This window comes from Chloroflexota bacterium, assembly GCA_026710945.1.
In the GTDB taxonomy this organism is placed as follows: domain Bacteria; phylum Chloroflexota; class UBA11872; order VXOZ01; family VXOZ01; genus VXOZ01.
This window is the reverse complement of record JAPOQA010000035.1, coordinates 1-16638: the sequence shown is the minus strand read 5'-3', so window position 1 is coordinate 16638 and position 16638 is coordinate 1. Positions and strand designations below refer to the sequence as shown.

13 protein-coding genes are annotated in these 16638 nt (G+C 58.5%); 6 read left to right on the top strand and 7 right to left on the bottom strand.

The window, feature by feature from the left end:
- Positions 1-40: 40 nt before the first annotated feature.
- From OXE05_06990 to OXE05_06980, 3 genes are all read right to left on the bottom strand, one after another.
- On the bottom strand, positions 41-1078 hold the full coding sequence (locus OXE05_06990; GenBank protein ID MCY4437064.1) for a site-specific DNA-methyltransferase: 1038 nt from the start codon (positions 1076-1078) through the stop codon (positions 41-43).
- A gap of 10 nt (positions 1079-1088) precedes the next feature.
- Positions 1089-2459, bottom strand: coding sequence for a restriction endonuclease (locus OXE05_06985; GenBank protein ID MCY4437063.1), 1371 nt, complete (start codon positions 2457-2459; stop codon positions 1089-1091).
- A 243-nt stretch (positions 2460-2702) separates the two neighbouring features.
- Entirely contained in the window at positions 2703-4007 is a 1305-nt protein-coding gene (locus OXE05_06980; protein MCY4437062.1) for an extracellular solute-binding protein, read from the bottom strand.
- Positions 4008-4381: 374 nt separating this feature from the next.
- Between OXE05_06980 and OXE05_06975 the strand changes: the two genes are divergently transcribed.
- Both OXE05_06975 and OXE05_06970 read left to right on the top strand, forming a co-directional pair.
- Positions 4382-5521: a DUF1295 domain-containing protein gene (locus OXE05_06975; GenBank protein ID MCY4437061.1), complete on the top strand. Its 1140-nt coding sequence runs from the start codon at positions 4382-4384 to the stop codon at positions 5519-5521.
- Positions 5522-5574: 53 nt separating this feature from the next.
- Positions 5575-6714 carry a DUF1295 domain-containing protein gene (locus OXE05_06970; GenBank protein MCY4437060.1) on the top strand — a complete coding sequence of 380 codons (1140 nt, stop codon included), beginning with the start codon at positions 5575-5577 and terminating at the stop codon, positions 6712-6714.
- 365 nt (positions 6715-7079) lie between these two features.
- On the opposite strand, the gene OXE05_06965 is transcribed toward OXE05_06970, so the two are convergent.
- From OXE05_06965 to OXE05_06955, 3 genes are all read right to left on the bottom strand, one after another.
- Positions 7080-7250, bottom strand: coding sequence for a hypothetical protein (locus OXE05_06965; protein ID MCY4437059.1), 171 nt, complete (start codon positions 7248-7250; stop codon positions 7080-7082).
- Between the two features lie 2 nt (positions 7251-7252).
- A complete protein-coding gene (locus OXE05_06960) occupies positions 7253-7774 on the bottom strand; it encodes a hypothetical protein (GenBank protein ID MCY4437058.1) in 522 nt (173 codons plus the stop codon).
- A 94-nt stretch (positions 7775-7868) separates the two neighbouring features.
- The gene (locus OXE05_06955; protein MCY4437057.1) at positions 7869-9200 is read right to left on the bottom strand and encodes a membrane dipeptidase; all 1332 of its coding nucleotides are present in this window, start codon (positions 9198-9200) and stop codon (positions 7869-7871) included.
- Positions 9201-9635: 435 nt separating this feature from the next.
- Here OXE05_06955 and OXE05_06950 point away from each other — a divergent pair, with 435 nt between their 5' ends.
- The 4 genes from OXE05_06950 (at position 9636) to OXE05_06935 (ending at position 15284) form a co-directional block, all read left to right on the top strand.
- Entirely contained in the window at positions 9636-11018 is a 1383-nt protein-coding gene (locus OXE05_06950; protein MCY4437056.1) for an extracellular solute-binding protein, read from the top strand.
- A gap of 552 nt (positions 11019-11570) precedes the next feature.
- Entirely contained in the window at positions 11571-12953 is a 1383-nt protein-coding gene (locus tag OXE05_06945) for an extracellular solute-binding protein (GenBank protein ID MCY4437055.1), read from the top strand.
- 376 nt (positions 12954-13329) lie between these two features.
- Complete coding sequence (locus tag OXE05_06940) at positions 13330-14292, top strand: aldo/keto reductase (GenBank protein ID MCY4437054.1); 963 nt, start codon at positions 13330-13332, stop codon at positions 14290-14292.
- 68 nt (positions 14293-14360) lie between these two features.
- A complete protein-coding gene (locus OXE05_06935; GenBank protein ID MCY4437053.1) occupies positions 14361-15284 on the top strand; it encodes an AAC(3) family N-acetyltransferase in 924 nt (307 codons plus the stop codon).
- 374 nt (positions 15285-15658) lie between these two features.
- On the opposite strand, the gene OXE05_06930 is transcribed toward OXE05_06935, so the two are convergent.
- Positions 15659-16462: a cysteine hydrolase family protein gene (locus OXE05_06930; GenBank protein ID MCY4437052.1), complete on the bottom strand. Its 804-nt coding sequence runs from the start codon at positions 16460-16462 to the stop codon at positions 15659-15661.
- Between the last annotated feature and the right edge of the window lie 176 nt (positions 16463-16638).

Sequence of the window (16638 nt, the reverse complement as noted above, 5' to 3'; positions counted from 1 at the left end):
GCAGCGTGGAAAAGTTGTAAACACCCCGCCGCAGGGCGCGTCAAGTCGCCTTTATACGGCGCTTCCTACCGCCGTCCTTGGGCAAAGAGCCGTTGTGAGTTCTATCCCACAGAATGCCAGGTCGGGGAACGCGGTAATAGTTTGAGGGATCACTGGGATAGGAATCAGACTTAGTGGTCTCACTTGGATCGCGAACAAAACGGCCGAGGGCGGCTTCACAGTATTCGTGTAGTAGTTCTATGCATGTCCAGCGTCGATTTGTGCGCTCACAGACTTCGCCAGTCACACAACTGCCAGCAAAAGGATCAACCACGAAGTCATCAGGGTCTGTCAGCATACGGACGAAATATTCGGGAAGTTCCGCCGGAAACCGGGCAGGATGCGGCTTCATCCCGTGTTCTTCGCAGTAACGGAGGTAGAAGCTATTGCTCTCAGTATTGGGAATCGCAAGGAGGTTAGGCGGAATTGCAGCGCCGTTGTCGATGCTGAACTTCTCGCTGATGTCATGGCCTGAAGGTCGCTTCTTCGCCTTGTAACCTTTTTCGAGTAGGTCTTGCATGCTTGCGCTATAGGGTTGGAGAACGCGGCGGTTACTTGCCTTGGGCCAGGGTGTCTTGGACAACCACCATACGGTGTTGATGGCGTCCTTGACGCGGAGGCGCCGTACGGTAACCCATTCGGCAGGTGTTGGGAGCTTAGAAGGGTTCCACCAGTAGAATTCTTGTGCGAGGTGAAAGCCGATCTCTTCACAAAGCATGATTAGCAGCTTGAAATGATAGAGGTTGCGAGTGGGATAGCCGCTGTTCCATGCGCCACCGATATCAATGACCAGACTGCCGTTCTCCGTGAGAACTCGATGAAACTCGGCGCCAAAAGGCTTGAACCAATCGACATATTCGCTAGCCTCAACATTGCCGTACTCCTTCTTCCGGACTAATCCAAACGGTGGGCTAGTCATAATCAGATTAACGGAATTATCGGCGTATGTGGCAAGCACGTGCAGGCTATCACCATGGATCACTTCACCGAGGGATGTCTTGTGGAAAGTCTTGAACGCGGTATGATTTCCTTCCTGCACAGCCATCTCCCTAGAGTTCGAGTCTCTTTAGGTCCATTGCGTGTTCAGCTTCACGGGTAAACACATCAACTATCGCCGCAGGGCGTGACTCAATTTTAGCAAGGTCAATCTTGTCCAACATGACGATACAAAGGTTGGAATCAGCCATAATCTTGTTGGAATACCGGCGGGCCTCGCTACCTATTTCTCCTGTTGAGACCATTACTATGGCGTTGCTCTTGAGAAAGTGCGTTAGCCCCACTTCCTTGGCAACATCGTCGAGTGACACGCGTGCAGTGTTCTTGCATTGTACCTGCCAGCGCGAAAAGACAAGTCGTGCACTTTCAAATATAAGGTCGACTTCAGCGCCACCTGTTGCTTCCCCACGAAGACGCGTTGCAACATAGGTGAGATCAATGAGGCGCATTAGCTTGAATGCCAAGGCTTCAAGGGCAAGGCCCCGGATATGACGGTTTTTGGACTTCAGTTCTTCGCGGATTTCCTTTAGGGGTTTTCGCAATAAGGGCCGAAGATCTGCTTGAATCTGCTTCTCAAGCTGCTCTATTAGAGGCGTGATGATGTCAACCGCAAGCCTGTTGGTAGCAGTGACAAGGAACGGTTTGGCACCCCGACCAGCCTCCTTCGTACCGCGTTCCAGCGTGACGTATTGAGCATCTCGCAGAGGGTAAAGAACCTGTTTGGGCAGATTCTTTTCGTTGAAGCTGACCCCATAAGTGGATGCGGCAAGGCGCTCGATATCGTTGGAAGAGTGAGGACCGCCTCCTCCGATATTCGCCAGTGCCTTTAGGTAAGCCTGCTGCTCTGCAGAAAGGGTAGCTAGAACCTCGAACTCCTCTACACTTAGACCAAGGATATCATTGAGGCGACCTTGGTCGACTCGGTAGCCGGAAACGAATACCCCAGCCTTCTCCAACCACAGTCTCATCGTGCTCATGTGCTTCCCGCCACGAGGCACGTTGATGCCGTGTTCTTTAAGCCAGAGGCGAAGCTTGTTTAAGTTGACCTCTTCGCCTGCAGCCTGCATGTCAAGGAGACACTGTACCAAGTTCATGCCTTGACATTCCTTGAGGATGTGACGAGCGAACGTCTCGTAAAGGCCTGCTTCGTCGGCTCGGATGGCTAAGAGGGCTTGGCCGGTTTCTGTGAGCGTGGCGTCTTTCTCGCCAATGAGGCCATAGGCGCGCATCGACAACTTGGTGTTGTTGGCGAGTTTGCGTTTGTTGTAGTCCGAGGTGTTGTGTCCTGCAAAGTACCGGTCACGAACTGCAACTTCAAAGGTTTTCCAGTCGGCCGCATGCAAATGCGCCAGCTCCAGAAGGACTGGCAGGTCTATCTGGGCAGGAGAGAATTCACTACCGAATGGAAGGTCGCTTTGCGCCATATAGGTTTCTTTGATCCGATGTGGTATCGCTGGGAGCGCAAAGTGGTAATGCGCAGCAGAGGCTGCGTTATTGCTCACAGTGGATAGAATGTCAATGCTCTAAGAAGCCAAGACTCTATGAGTGACAGCATTCCTAGCTTGCGAAGCGTAACAGCTGCCGGGGCCGAGACTTATCGCTCCAGATCGGATTTTACCACGAAGGTTCTCGATTTTGTTGAGTTTCGTGGAGATTAGAGTCAGCCGCTAGCTCATGTTGTCCGCCAGGAATTGGTTCGCGATATCACCGGCGGTCCTGATGGCCTCCTGCGGCGTGACCTCGCCCGCAATTGCCTTATACATCTCGGCTGAGACCAGCGGCATGATGGCCCGGATGTGCGGGTGCGGGATGTCATAGTGCATGTTCTGGCTCTGCTCGATGAACGTCGGCATCCAGTCATTGTACTCCTCGCCGACGAAGTCCACTTCGATGTCGCTCCTCACCGGCAGCAGGAAGACGAGCTTGAGGAACGCCTTCACGTTCTCGGGCTGCAAGGTATGCGCCAGCAGTTGTATGGCCGCATCGGACTGCGGGCTTACCGGCACCACCCAGCCTGAGAGCGAACCAAAGCCGAGTTGCTTTTCCTTCTGCCAGGCGGGGCTGGCCGCGAGCCAGGGGATGTTGCCGTTGTCGAAGGGGCGCTTCACGTGGGTAGGCGTACGGGCGTTGATCATGGCGCCGTAGCCTTCGAAGTACGGCGTGGTGCCCTCAGCGGCAATCTTCTTGTTAAAGAGATCGGTCAAGAATTCCAGTGCCGCCAGACCGGGGTCTTCATCAAATGTGACTGACCGGCCGTCCTCCGCAAAGAACTCGCCACCGGCCTGCCAGAGCACCGGATTGAACCACGAGTTCAGCGTGTTCTTACTGGTGGTGACGGTCAGGCCAAACTGGTCGGAGCCATCCGCCCTCTTCTGGGTTAGTTGCCGTGCGATCTCCGCTACGTCATCCCATTGGGTGGGCGGCTCGTTGATGCCGGCGTTCTCGAAGATATCCTTGTTGTAGAGGGGAATGTTCACGCTCTGCCGGTGCGGGAGGAAGTGCAGGACCCCGCTAAAAGTGCCGGCCTCGACGATACCGGGGAGATAGGCGCCCAAATCGCCAAAGTCTCCCGCTTTGGCCGCGGGACCGAGATCCGCCAGGAAGCCGCGGTCAGCGTACATGGCGACAAAGTCGAGGAAGCCTTGCATGAGCGCCGGCGGCGCGCCGGCCGCCACCGCAGCCGGGAATTTCTCGCCACGGAAGTTGCCGGCCGGCTGGGACTGCACAACCACGGCTCCCGGATGCATTTCCTGAAACGCGTCCAGCACCACCCCCGGCAGGTATTGGGAGCTAAAGCCCCATACGTGAAAGACTCCGGTGATCCCCGCCGGCTCCTCTGGCGCCGCAGGCGCGTCACTCTCCGGCGCTTCCGGTGCCGCCACCGTCTGCACCTGGCCGCAGGCAGCGAGCAGACTCGCTCCAATACCTACGCCAACTCCCGCCAACATCTGTCGTCTACTCATGCGCGCCATGACGCTACCTCCTAAGTGTGACAATTTGCTTCCGGGCATCCGCTGCCTGTTACTGCAAGCCAAGGGCTCACCGCAGTCCGGCAACACCCCCACCCGACAGCTCTCAAAGAAACGAATTCAAGGAGCAGTACAAATCCATAACTCGTCAATGCTGAATGTATAGCACCCTCCTCTTGATGTCAAACTTTGATCGCGTAGATAGGTCAAATTCATGCCCGCCGTTGCCATTCGCGCACCATTTCAAGAGTCGAGGGCAGGGCAAAGTGAGATGCGTTGACTCTGTCGGGCTTTTTGCTGCATAGTGTGTGTCAATAACCCCTCCCTTTTTGCCACGCCCATCGAGTCTCCACCACCGGAATGAGAGGTTTGCGGTCATGATTGAATGGCTTGGTATCGAACATCTCGTCGAGCTATCCGGGCAGGAAGCGCTCCTGGGGTTTCTCACCCCGCTGGCGATCCTCGTCCTGTTTTTCCTGGTGCAGCTCATTCTGCCGGGCAGGTGGGTGACCGGCTACGTCACCGATCGGGAGACCGGTGAACCTCGCAAGTACAAGCTAAACGGACTGCTGGTGTTTGTCATCGCGCTGGTCGTGTGGGCGCTAGAGCTCACCGGCATGCCGCGCGACTGGTTCTACCGGTCGGCGCTCTACGCGGTGGCTGGCGGCACGGTGGTTGTCACTATTCTCGCGCTCATTGCGGTGTTTAGCCGGCCCCGGGGCGAAAGTGAGAGTCCCCTGGTGGCCTTTTGGCTGGGACGGACCCAGGAGATGTCGTTCTTCAAGAACCGCATTGACGTTAAGATGTACTTCTACGTGGTCGGCGGCACAATGCTCTCACTCAACGCGCTCTCCGGCGCTGCATATAATTACGCTCGCTTTGGCGCTGACTTCAATCCGGGCGTCTTTCTCTTTGCGGCGTTCGTGACGTACTACGTCGTGGACTACTTCATCTTCGAACGCGTCCAACTCTACACGTACGACATAATCCATGAGAAGCTGGGCTTCAAGATTTTCTGGGGCGGCATCATGGTCTACGGTTGGCTCTATATTCTGCCGCTGTGGGGCATAGCCGCGCTGCCGCATCCCGGTTTTTCAACGACGGGGACGATTGTGTGGCTAATTGCATCGGTTGCGCTGTTCTTCCTCGGCTGGACGATTACGCGCGGCGCCAACCTGCAGAAGTACACCTTCAAGCGCTGGCCCGACCGCAAGTTTCTGGGGATCATCGAGCCGACGTACATCGAGGCCGGCGATCGCAAGATCCTGACCAGCGGTTTCTGGCGCCCCGCCCGCCACTTCAACTACCTGGGCGAAGGGATCCTCTCCTTTTCATACGGCTTGGCGTTCGGCTACTTCACCAATCCCTGGGCATGGACGTACTTCGTATTCATCGTCACTATCTTCACCCTGCGGCAACGCGAAGATGAAGAAGCGTGCGAAGCGAAGTACGGCCCCGAGAAGTGGGCGGAGTACCAGGAGCGAGTGAAGTACCGCATCATCCCCGGAATCTATTAGGCGTGCTGCTCTCATAGCAATGACGATTGCCCAACAGAAAGCGATTAGCTGTCATGCTTGAACGGCTTGGCATCGAGCACCTTTTCGCGCTTACCGGCACGGAAGCGCTGCTGGGCTTTCTCACCCCCTTGGCGCTCTTCGTCGTGTTCTTCCTGGCGCAGCTCATCCTGCCGGGCAGGCGGGTACCCGGCTACGTCACCGATCCGGCGACCGGCGAACCCCGCGGCTACAAGCTGAGCGGCCTTCTGGTGTTTGCCCTCGCGCTGGTCGTGTGGAGGTTCGAACTCACCGGCATGCCCCGGGATTGGTTCTACCGATCGGCGCCCTACGCGGTGGCCGGCGGCTCAGTGGTTGCGTTGATTCTGGCAATCATCGCGGTGTTCAGCCAGCCGCGTGGCGAGGTAAAGAATCCCATCGCGGCCTTCTGGCTGGGGCGGGCGCAGGAGCTGTCGTTCTTCAACAACCGCTTCGACGTGAAGATGTACCTCTACGTCGTCGGCGGGACGATGCTGGCGCTCAACGCGCTCTCCGCCGCCGCGTATCACTACGCCCGCTTTGGCGCGGACTCCAACCCGGGCGTTTTTCTCTTTGCGGCGTTCATGACGTTCTATATCGCGGACTACTTCGTCTTCGAGCGCGTCCAGCTCTATACATACGACTTGATCCACGAGAAACTGGGCTTCAAGCTGATCTGGGGCGCTCTCATGGTCTGGGGATGGCTGTACGTTCTGCCAATCTGGGGTATGGCGGCACTGCCGCGCCCGGAAATCTCGTCGCCGTGGACGTACGTCTTGCTCGGCGGCACGGCTGCGCTGCTCTGGATCGGCTGGAGCATCTCGCGCGGCGCAAGCCTGCAGAAGTACACATTCAAGCGCTGGCCGGACCGCAAATTCCTGGGGCTCATCGAACCTGAATACATCGCGGCCGGCGACCGCAAGATCCTGTGCAACGGACTCTGGGGCCCGGCGCGGCACTTCAACTACATGGGCGAGGTGCTCATCGCCCTGGCCGTTGCCCTGCTCTTCGGCCACATCGCGAACCCCTGGGCGTGGGTATACTTCGTCTACATGACAACGTACATAATCACGCACCAACGTGACGACGAAAAGGAATGCGTCGAGAAGTACGGCGCGGAAAAGTGGGCGGAGTACCAGGCAAAGGTGAAGTACCGGGTCTTTCCCGGCATCTACTAGGCGGGACTTGCGCAACCCTATTGCAGGAAGCTTGGGCCAGCTACTATTGGTCCCTCGACGCAGAGTCTGAAGTGGGTTTCTATATCTGTGAAGGTCGGGCCAATACTCGGCTAATTCGGTACGACGACGTAGGCGCAATTGCCCTATTCGGGCGTCCGGGAGATCAGGAATGAGTCTGAATTGAGGTCATCCAGGGTCCTGATAAGTTCCTTGGCGTCTTCAATTCCTTCCCCGACCGAGACTTCGTCCAAGTGCGCCTGATAGAAGTTTGCATGCAGCGCCTCTAGAGATCGTAGCAATCTCCGTCTATGGCGAGCGTTGGCCGGGTCTTGGTCAATTAGCCTGTTGGCATTCTCTATCAGTCTTCAGTGCGAACCCAGCGGCCAATTCCGCTGACGGGCAACAGAGCTTACAAAGTGTGAAACTGCTCCCCAAGCTTTCTCAGAGGCTTGCAGGAAATCGCCTTTACGCAACTCATCCTCGGCATGGTCCAAGAACTGTAGGCTAATCTCTCGGTGCTGCTCTGCAGTAGCCATGTCTACTCCCCTGTGTACGCCTTGAGCTCAGTGTACTCGATGAGCGAGAATTGGCCCTCGACCACCAAGAAGCGGATCGTTGTCTCAACGCCGTAGACGTCAAGCAGGTGGAGAGGCTCTCCTAACTCAAAATGCGCGGCAGGCGCTGCAAGTTTACCGTTTATGGCGATATTGTCACCGTAAACATACCCATCTTTGTGCGGATTGAGCCGTCCTTCTATGCCCGGGATGTATCCTGTGCTTCGGGTGAAAAGGAGTGCCTTCCTGTCATCCTTGGACGGCTCCAATTCCAAGGGAACTACCTCAGAATCTCCTGGCACAAGAGTTGTTGGGAAAGGGAGATAGCCCTCTGCAGCTACAAGCACCGTCATGCACTGATCGACGCGGTATAGATTTAATTTGCACATGCCGTCAGCGTCGGTCTGACCTGTAAGATACCTCCCGTCAGGAAAAGCTGCTAGCACCGCGGCCTTGCCTACAGTCTCTCCACTTAGCGACTTCACTTGGAATACTACGTCTGCCATGCCTTCCCTTATCCCAATCGCCCTAAAAAACACTTAGAGTTCAGTCCAGAATCCATCATCTCACGCATTCGCAGGTGCTTGCCATTAGCGAGAGTCACATAAATGCTCCCCAGGGGTGCTTGTCGAGCACCTGCTGGGCGTAGCGCAGGTAGTTGCCGCCGATGATCTTTTGGATTTCGTCGTCGGAGTGCCCCATGCAGACGAGCCCCACGGTCCAAAAGGGCCAGTTGGTCCAGTCGAGCGCGGCGGGTTGCCAGCCGGGGAAGAAGGTGCGGTCCGTGCCGACGCCGACGTAGTCAATGCCGGCTACCTTGATCGCGTGCTCCAAATGGCGGTACCAGGTGTGGAAGGATTCCGGCCCCGTACCGAGCACGTAGTCGATGGAGTATATCGCGATTAGCCCGCCGCTCGCGGCCACGGCTTTGAGCATGGCATCGTCCGCATTGCGGCTGACCGGTCTCGTCGGCGGCGTGGCGCCGCGGGCATACGGCTGCTGGAACACCTTTTCCACGTAGCCTCTGTTCGTGGCGTCGTCGTAAATTGACCGGCACCCCGTGTGGCTGATTATCACCGGCTCGGTTGAAGCCGCGATGATGTCATACGACGACTGTTCGCCGCTATGGGACAGGTCCACCATGATGCCGAGTTCGTTCATGCGCCGGACCACCTGCGTGCCGAGCGGCGTCAGGCCGGTATCGCGTTCCTGCAGGTACGAACTGCAGAGGCCGTTGGCCTGGATGTACGTCATCTGGGACATGCGCACACCCAGCGCGTAGAAGAGGTCCAGGTTCCGCAGGGGGTCTGAGGATTCCGCGAAGCAACCGACGCCAGCGAGATGAAACATCACACCCGGTTTGCCGCTGCGGCGCCCCCGCTCGATATCGTCGACCTTGGTAACACGCATAAGGTCATCGCGCCGGTCGTAGACGAAGTTGATGCGCGACAGGCGATCCAAGGCCACTTCGTACGTATTTTCCTCGGGACCGGCAACGTCAGAGACACCCAGGTCTACTCCGGCGATGGCGTAAAGCGCTCGAGACTCCTCAATCCACTGCTCGTCACAGGCCGATTCGAACGTCTTCCGTTTGAAGTGGCTGGCGTGCAGGCGACGGTTGAGTTCCTCCGGATCCAGGCATTGCTGGGATAGTTCCTCGCGAAATAGCTCCAGGTCCTGCCGCAACCGGTCACCTACAATGCCGTGCGTCGAGCTCATCTGCACCGACCCCTGCACGTCGGCGACGAAGCTGTTGTAATGCAGTTCCAGACCGCGTTCGATTTGCGCGTTGGAGGGTTTTAGTTCATCCAGGATGACCTGGTGTCCCGCCCGGATGCGATCCAAGGTTTCATGTCGCACGCAATAGTCGCGGGCTCGTTCTAGCGGCGCAATACCGTTTGGTAGATCGGAGTCTGTCGTCTCAACATTCATGAATGGCCCTCCGCTCGTGGGAAACCAGTCTACTCATGCAAATGAACTCAAGGCTCGTACTATCTCCGGCTCATCGCTATTCTAATGATAGTCCTCTCCCACCTGTTGCCAAGACCTCGCTACCCACCCTCCCAGCTAGACCAAGCACTATATCCACATCCCTCCGAGCCTCTTGCCACAGTACCAACGCATAGTGGCTCGCCCAAAATCCGTCTAAACCTAGCATTCATGGCAATTCTCCCTAGGATTCAACAGTAGACTCCCCGCTTTTCACCCAAATCTTGCAAATTGACGCACAGTAGGTCTAGAATTACTATCAAGCATTCTAAGAGAGTTGCGCACAAGCGGTTGAGGATTCCGCCAGGAGACGCGCTGTAATCTCCGTAGGATGCAATTGGATACATTTGTAGTTCTTGCCCAGGAGGGGTGAACGATATGGCATCATTGTCCAGACGACATTTTCTTGGTACCGCTGCTCTGACCGGCGCGGGCGCACTGCTCGCAGCGTGCGGCGCGCAAGCAGGCACCGGGGCCATGGAGGAAGCAGCCGCGCCTGAGGACGATGGCGATTCCGGCGAAATGATGATGGAGAAGTCGCCGGTCGTATTCTGGTACACCGGCATTGCTCCATGGAATTTCGATTCCGAGGAGATTCCTCTGCAGCTCCGCGCGGAATTCGACGAGACTACCAATTACACGCTGGTACCGCTCGTGCGCGGCAACGGCGGTTTCAATGATCTTCCCACCGTGGTGGCAGCCGGTGTCGCGCCGGACAACTCCAAAACGCAGTCCTACATCCAGCCCCAGTGGGGTCTGATTGAGCTCGTGCGGCCGCTCGATGCCTACATCGCTGCCTCGGCCAACGTGTCATTGGACGACCTTTGGCCGGGCAAGTACGAGGCCATGCAGTGGGCAGGCAAGACCTACGGCATCAGTTATAGCATCGACGCCCGCATCATCTATCTGAACGTGGACCACTCGCTGGAAGCCGGCCTTGATCCCGAAACTCCGCCGGCCTCCCGCGATGAGATGGACGAAGCACTGCTCAAGGTGCACAAGACCGACGGCGACAACATTGTCCGGCTCGGTTGGGACCCGTTCCGCGGCTCCGGCGGCATCCACACCTGGATGGCCGGCTACTGGCAGCAGGGCGGCGAGATGCTCAGCCCGGATCGTACGAAGATCCAGGTCAACAACGATCTCGCCATCAACACCGTGACCTGGCTCAAGAAAGTCCTGGACGGCCAGGGCGGCTACGACAAGGTCCGCGAGTTCCACGGTACGTTCGAGAATCGCTTGCAGGAGTACGGCAGCGGCGGCAATACGTATATGTACCTGACCAACGCTACCCGTACCTCCATGGCGCCGTACGCCGAAGGCCTCAACTACGACTTTGGGCCATATCCGGCGCTGGATCCCAGCACCGCCCTGCCGGCCACTTACTCCGGCGACTGGGCGTTCTGCCTACCCAACGGCAGCAGCAACCCCGACGGCGGCTTTGCCTGGGCTGACTTCATGTACGGCGCCGAGGTGAACCTCCGCTGGTCGATTGCCATGGACCGCATTCCGGTGCGTCAGAGCGTTGCCCAAAGCGACGCCTACATTGGCGACGACAAGCTGCGCAAGCTCGCCATCGATGAGATGGTTGGCGCGCGCTTTGTCGTGAGTGTGCCCGGCGCAGGCGACATCCTCCCGATTACGAGCAGAAACCTGCAGTCAATCATGCGCAATGAGGTCACGGTTGCCGAAGGTATGCGCAACTTCGAGGAGCAAGCCCAGACGGCGATGGACGAGTTCATCGCAGAGTTTGGTGGCTAGTCACAGACGGGCAAACGTGAAGATTGCGCTTCAGTAAGTATGTCGCGCAGATTTTCGCAACGCCGATAGAAGTCTGACGAAAACTAGCGTGTCAACGGGTCCACAGGGCCTGGAGGCACGCTAGTTTCGCATTAATTCGCATTAAGATGAAGACTACGGCCATCACTCTCATTCGACCTACGCTACGGGCACGGCATGCCGTGCCCCTACCGCATTCTTCTCGATTCAGCAGATGTCTCCCTCTCCTCCTGTTTTCTTCCGGCCCTGCACGACGTTTCGTTAAGACACAAGATCAGGTCACGATCAACGTTGGCATTGCGCGCCGCTCAGACCGGCTACACAGCGTCGCCCCTCACAATCAATCTTTGGAGGAGCTTTCCCATTGAATAGTCTTGCCAATTGATGGACTATGCGTCTAGAATTACTACCAAGCATTCTTAGTAAGACGTGCGCAATGGCGATGGGCGGGACCGCCGAAGAGCGTGTAGATTTTTCTGGAGAATGCAGAGAGAGCGTTCGAGAGTAGTTCTTTACCCAGGAGGGGTGAACGATATGGCATCATTGTCCAGACGACATTTTCTTGGTACCGCTGCTCTGACAGGCGCGGGCGCACTGCTCGCCGCGTGCGGCGCGCAAGCAGGCACCGGGGCCATGGAGGAAGCAGCCGCGCCTGAGGGCGATGGCGATTCCGGCGAAATGATGATGGAGAAGTCGCCGGTCGTATTCTGGTATACCGGCTTTGATCCATGGAACTTCGATCGCGAAGAAGTCCCCATGCAGCTCCGCGCAGAATTCGACGAGACCACCAACTACACGCTCGTACCGCTCGTGCGCGGCAACGGCGGTTTCAATGATCTTCCCACCGTGGTGGCAGCCGGTGTCGCGCCGGACAACTCCAAGACCCAGTCCTACATCCAACCCCAGTGGGGTCTGATTGAGCTCGTGCGGCCGCTCGATGCCTACATCGCTGCTTCCGCCAACGTGCCGATTGACGACCTCTGGCCGGGAAAATACGAGGCCATGCAGTGGGCGGGTAAGACGTACGGCATCAGCTATAGCATCGACGCCCGCATCATCTATCTGAACGTGGACCACTCGCTGGAAGCCGGTCTCGATCCCGAGTCTCCGCCGGCCACCCGGGAAGAGATGGACGAGGCGCTGCTGAAAGTGCACAAGGTCGAGGGCGACAACATCGCCCGTCTCGGCTGGGACCCGTTCCGCGGCTCCGGCGGCATCCACACCTGGATGGTGGGCTACTGGCAGCAGGGCGGCGAGATGCTCAGCCCGGACCGGACGAAGATCCAGGTCAACAATGATCAGGCAATCAACACCGTGACCTGGCTCAAGAAAGTCCTTGACGGCCAGGGCGGCTACGATAAGGTCCGCGAGTTCCACGGCACGTTTGAGAACCGCTTGCAGGAGTACGGCAGCGGCGGCAACACCTACATGTATCTGACCAATGCTACTCGTGTCTCTCTTGCGCCCTACGCGGAAGGCCTCAACTACGACTTTGGGCCATATCCGGCGCTGGATTCCAGCACCGCCCTGCCGGCCACCTACTCCGGCGACTGGGCCTTCTGCCTGCCCAACGGCAGCAGCAATCCCGACGGCGGCTTTGCCTGGGCCGACTTCATGTATGGCGCCGACGTGAACCTGCGTTGGTCGCTGGCCATGGACCGCATTCCGGTGCGCGAGAGCGTTGCCCAGAGTGCCGAGTACATCGGCGACGACAAGCTCCGCAAGCTCGCCATCGATGAGATGGTTGGCGCGCGCTTTGTCGTGAGTGTGCCTGGCGCAGGCGACATCCTCCCGATCACGAGCAGAAACTTGCAGGCGATCATGCGTAATGAGGTCACGGTTGCCGAAGGTATGCGCAACTTCGAGGAGCAAGCCCAGACGGCGATGGACGAATTCATCGCAGAGTTTGGTGGCTAGTCACAGCCAGGTGAACGTGAGGATTGCGCTTCAGTAAGTATGTCGCGCAGATTTTCGCAACGACGGTAGAAGCCAGACGAAAACTAGCGTGTCAACGGGTCCTCAGGGCCTGGAGGCGCGCTAGTTTCATTTTCAGGCTCAAATCTACCAAAGCCAGGTCACGAGCCGGGTGTAGGGGCACGACATGTCGTGCCTCTATCAGATGTGTGAGATCACTCAACTCTCATCCTGCTGCGACCAAGAGCAGCTCTCGTAGTCAGCACACATGCCGAATTGCGATCTCGCCTCCGCAAAACACGCAACTCCGGACGCACGAGATTGCCCAAGGCGGTATGCTAGAAGCGCAAGTATATCGAACAGTGGAGGAGCCAAGAGTATGGAATATCGCAATCTGGGTCGTGCCGGTGTGAAGGTCTCGCCGCTTTGGTTGGGGACCGCCTATTTCAACACGCGCATTAATGAGGAGGCCGCGACCGAACTCATTCATGCCGCGCTCGATGCCGGCATCAACGTGATAGACACGGCAAATGCCTACTCGGAACCCCGCGGCTACGCTGAGACTATCGTGGGTCGCGCGATTAAAGACCGCCGGGACAAGGTGGTGCTGGCCACAAAGGTCTTTCACCCCATGGGAGACGGCCCCAATGACCGCGGCTCCAGCCGCTACCACATCATGGAGCAGGTGCATGCCAGCCTGCGGCGGTTGGATACCGACCGTATCGACCTCTACCAACTGCACCGCCCCGATCCTGAAGTGCCGATCGAGGAAACCCTCCGCACTCTGGAAGACCTGCGGCGCCAGGGCAAGATCCTCTACTTCGGCACTTCGAAGTTTGCCGGCTGGCAGCTCTGCGAGGCCCTCTGGACCTCCGATAGGCTCGGCCTTGCCCCTACCGTCTCCGAGCAACCTGAATACAGCCTGGTAAATCGTTCCATTGAGGCGGAAGTGCTGCCGGTGACGCGCAAGTACGGCCTCGGCGTCGTGCCGTACAGCCCATTGGGGGGCGGCTGGCTCACCGGCAAGTACCGGCGCGGCGATAGTGCGCCCGCCGACTCGCGGTTCGCTGGACGCGGCATGGATTTCGCAGGCGATACCTACGCGCCGACCTTCGACGCGCTCGAGCATCTGGAGGAGCTGGCCGCTGGCAAGAGCATCACGCTGAGCCAGTTGGCCCTTGCCTGGCTCTTGGCGCAACCCGGAGTTACCGCGCCCATCATCGGGCCGCGTACCCCGCATCAACTGCAGGACAACCTGGGCGCTCTTGAGGTCACGCTGTCGGATGGTGAGCTCGCCGCTGTCGACGATATTGTGCCGGCGGCGTCCGTCCTCCCAGGATGACCACGGCCACTCTTGTCATGTCGCACGGCTTGCGGTCACTGCCAGTTCACTATTGAGGGGCGCTGCCTGTGGCATCACGTGAAAGCGCGGAGCGCGCCGCCCGACGGATTAAGGCCAGCGTGGAGCCGGAAGCTGCCGCCGGCGGCTATATGGACCATGAACCGGGCGATCCCTTAGTCCGCGTGACGCGGCACGAGATCGCAGACGCCCTGCGTGCAGCGGGCCTGAGCGCGGGCGAGACTGTTCTGTTCCATAGCTCTCTGAGCAGTATGGGCACCGTGGTCGGCGGCGCGGATGCGGTCATAGACGGCTTCCTGGACGCGGTGGGGCCCGCTGGCACCGTCGCTGCGCCGACATTGAGTTCATGGCGAGAACTGCATGAGAAGCGCCGAGTCTGGGATCTGTGGAGCATCGCGGATACGCCCACCTATTGCGGACTGATTCCGGAAACTTTCCGGAGACGTTCGAAAGCCCAACGCAGCAACCACTATACCCACTCGGTAAGCGCGATCGGCCCGCGGGCTGAGGAGCTCACCGCAGACCACGGCCGGTCCGGTCTGCGCGAGAGTCCCTGGGGCCCCGGCGCATTCGCCGTGCAGAGTCCCTGGCAGCGGTTCTACGATTGGAATGTCTTCTACTGCCTCATCGGCGTGAACTGCCAACGCCTCACCATGGTGCACTTTGTCGAGACGCATCTCGTCCACCGGGCGCTGGCGCGCGCCGCTCCTGACCGCCGCAAGGCGTTGCTCGCCCAGGTGCGCGGCTGGACAAGCAACGGCATCTGGGCCGGTATTGGCACCGACAAACGCCTGGTCGCGGAAGAGATCTTCGCGGAGAAGGGACTGTTAGAGTACGGGGCAATTGGGTCCGCGCGCTTGCGCTACATGCACATTCAGCCGGTCGTGGATGCCTGGATCGCCCTGGCGGAAGCAGACCCGGCCTACTGGTGCTCGGAGGATTTTGTGCGCTGGCTGGAACGCACCGGATCCTAAATCGCCCCAAAGCGACCAGAATCCCTCTTGGATTCTCTCGTCCGCAAGTCTAGCTTCTCAATCAGCTAAGAACCCTCGTGCTCTGCCACCTGCGGCTGCAGCCTAGCTACTGGCAGTATCCAAGAGTGCTCCGAGTAGTTGCGCGTTTCCACTGCGCAAGCAGGATTGCCATAGGGTGTGCAGACACCCTCACTCAGTCATACCGGCACAAGCCGGTATCTATCTTTGCCCCGTCCACTGGACTCCGGCTTCCGCCGGAGTGACGGCCGGCCCTCTTCTCGCTTCCAACGCAAGTTCCATCGGGCGAGCAATACTTCCGCGACAGGTATTGTTAGCGGTACCCGACAAAATGCGCTCACGCCTCTCAGTGGGACTCAGGCCCCACCCAAAGCACCAAGGAAGGCCTCCGACGTAATCGTCCCCGCCACGTCGCGCAGTTCGAACTGGTGGATCATCACGCTGGTGGCCGCACGGAGTGGATACGTGTCGCTTGCCTCGACGCCGGTGGTGGCGTCACGCAGCAGCACCAGGGCGTAGCCGCGCTCGCGCATAGCGCGCATGCCGTAGTCCCGGTCCGGCACACAGATGTTGGTAGCAAAGCCAACGTAGAAGAGGTAAAGAATGCCGCGCTCGCGGCAAAGCCGGTGGAGCTGGTCGCCGGTGGCGATTACGTGGTCGCCCGTCTGCGGCAACACCGCCGGATGAATGGAACGGTCATGATCGATGCGGTCGAGCAGTTCCTGGTGCAGGCCGCTGCGCCGGGCCTGCAAGTGCGCCCATTCACCTTGACGTAGTGCGAAGTCTTCCGGCGGCCAGTCCTGCCTGCCCAATCTCACCTGCGCTTCCTCGTCCGCCGCGTCCTCCGGCCAAAACCGGCGGAACTTCTCAGCCACCGGCGGCGACGGGGCATGGACAACCGTAATGCCGTTCGACCGGCACGCTTCCAGCACCGGCCTAATCGTTTGCTCGCAAATGCGCTCAGCACGTTCCTGAAAGCTCTCCACGATGATTTGGTCCCAGCAGTCCACCAGCACCAACGCCGCCTGCTCTGTCGGAATGCTCACAGGGAGATTCACGTACCCGAAGTGCTCCTCCCGATACGGCAGATGCGGCGGGTTCGGCTCGTGAACAATGTGACGCACCGAGAGTTGCAGTGGCATCGATGGACGCTTTTTCATTGTCAACCAAGTCTCATTGCCGAGCAGCGTGCGCGGCAGGAAAGCAATCCGGTTCCGTCATTCCGGCGAAAGCCGGAATCTAGATGCTCCGAGTGTTCAAAGCGTATTCGCGCGTCATCCCCCGCACGACACCGATCCGTCATACCTGTAAGTGTTGAGTAATTCGTTGACAGAAT

What these genes read in the sequence shown, in the direction of transcription:
- OXE05_06960 (MCY4437058.1), bottom strand. Translation starts at nt 7,774, where the DNA reads ATGGCAGACGTAGTATTCCAAGTGAAGTCGCTAAGTGGAGAGACTGTA.
- OXE05_06985 (MCY4437063.1), bottom strand. Translation starts at nt 2,459, where the DNA reads ATGGCGCAAAGCGACCTTCCATTCGGTAGTGAATTCTCTCCTGCCCAG.
- OXE05_06980 (MCY4437062.1), bottom strand. Translation starts at nt 4,007, where the DNA reads ATGGCGCGCATGAGTAGACGACAGATGTTGGCGGGAGTTGGCGTAGGT.
- OXE05_06975 (MCY4437061.1), top strand. Translation starts at nt 4,382, where the DNA reads ATGATTGAATGGCTTGGTATCGAACATCTCGTCGAGCTATCCGGGCAG.
- OXE05_06955 (MCY4437057.1), bottom strand. Translation starts at nt 9,200, where the DNA reads ATGAATGTTGAGACGACAGACTCCGATCTACCAAACGGTATTGCGCCG.
- OXE05_06940 (MCY4437054.1), top strand. Translation starts at nt 13,330, where the DNA reads ATGGAATATCGCAATCTGGGTCGTGCCGGTGTGAAGGTCTCGCCGCTT.
- OXE05_06970 (MCY4437060.1), top strand. Translation starts at nt 5,575, where the DNA reads ATGCTTGAACGGCTTGGCATCGAGCACCTTTTCGCGCTTACCGGCACG.
- OXE05_06945 (MCY4437055.1), top strand. Translation starts at nt 11,571, where the DNA reads ATGGCATCATTGTCCAGACGACATTTTCTTGGTACCGCTGCTCTGACA.
- OXE05_06965 (MCY4437059.1), bottom strand. Translation starts at nt 7,250, where the DNA reads ATGGCTACTGCAGAGCAGCACCGAGAGATTAGCCTACAGTTCTTGGAC.
- OXE05_06930 (MCY4437052.1), bottom strand. Translation starts at nt 16,462, where the DNA reads ATGAAAAAGCGTCCATCGATGCCACTGCAACTCTCGGTGCGTCACATT.
- OXE05_06950 (MCY4437056.1), top strand. Translation starts at nt 9,636, where the DNA reads ATGGCATCATTGTCCAGACGACATTTTCTTGGTACCGCTGCTCTGACC.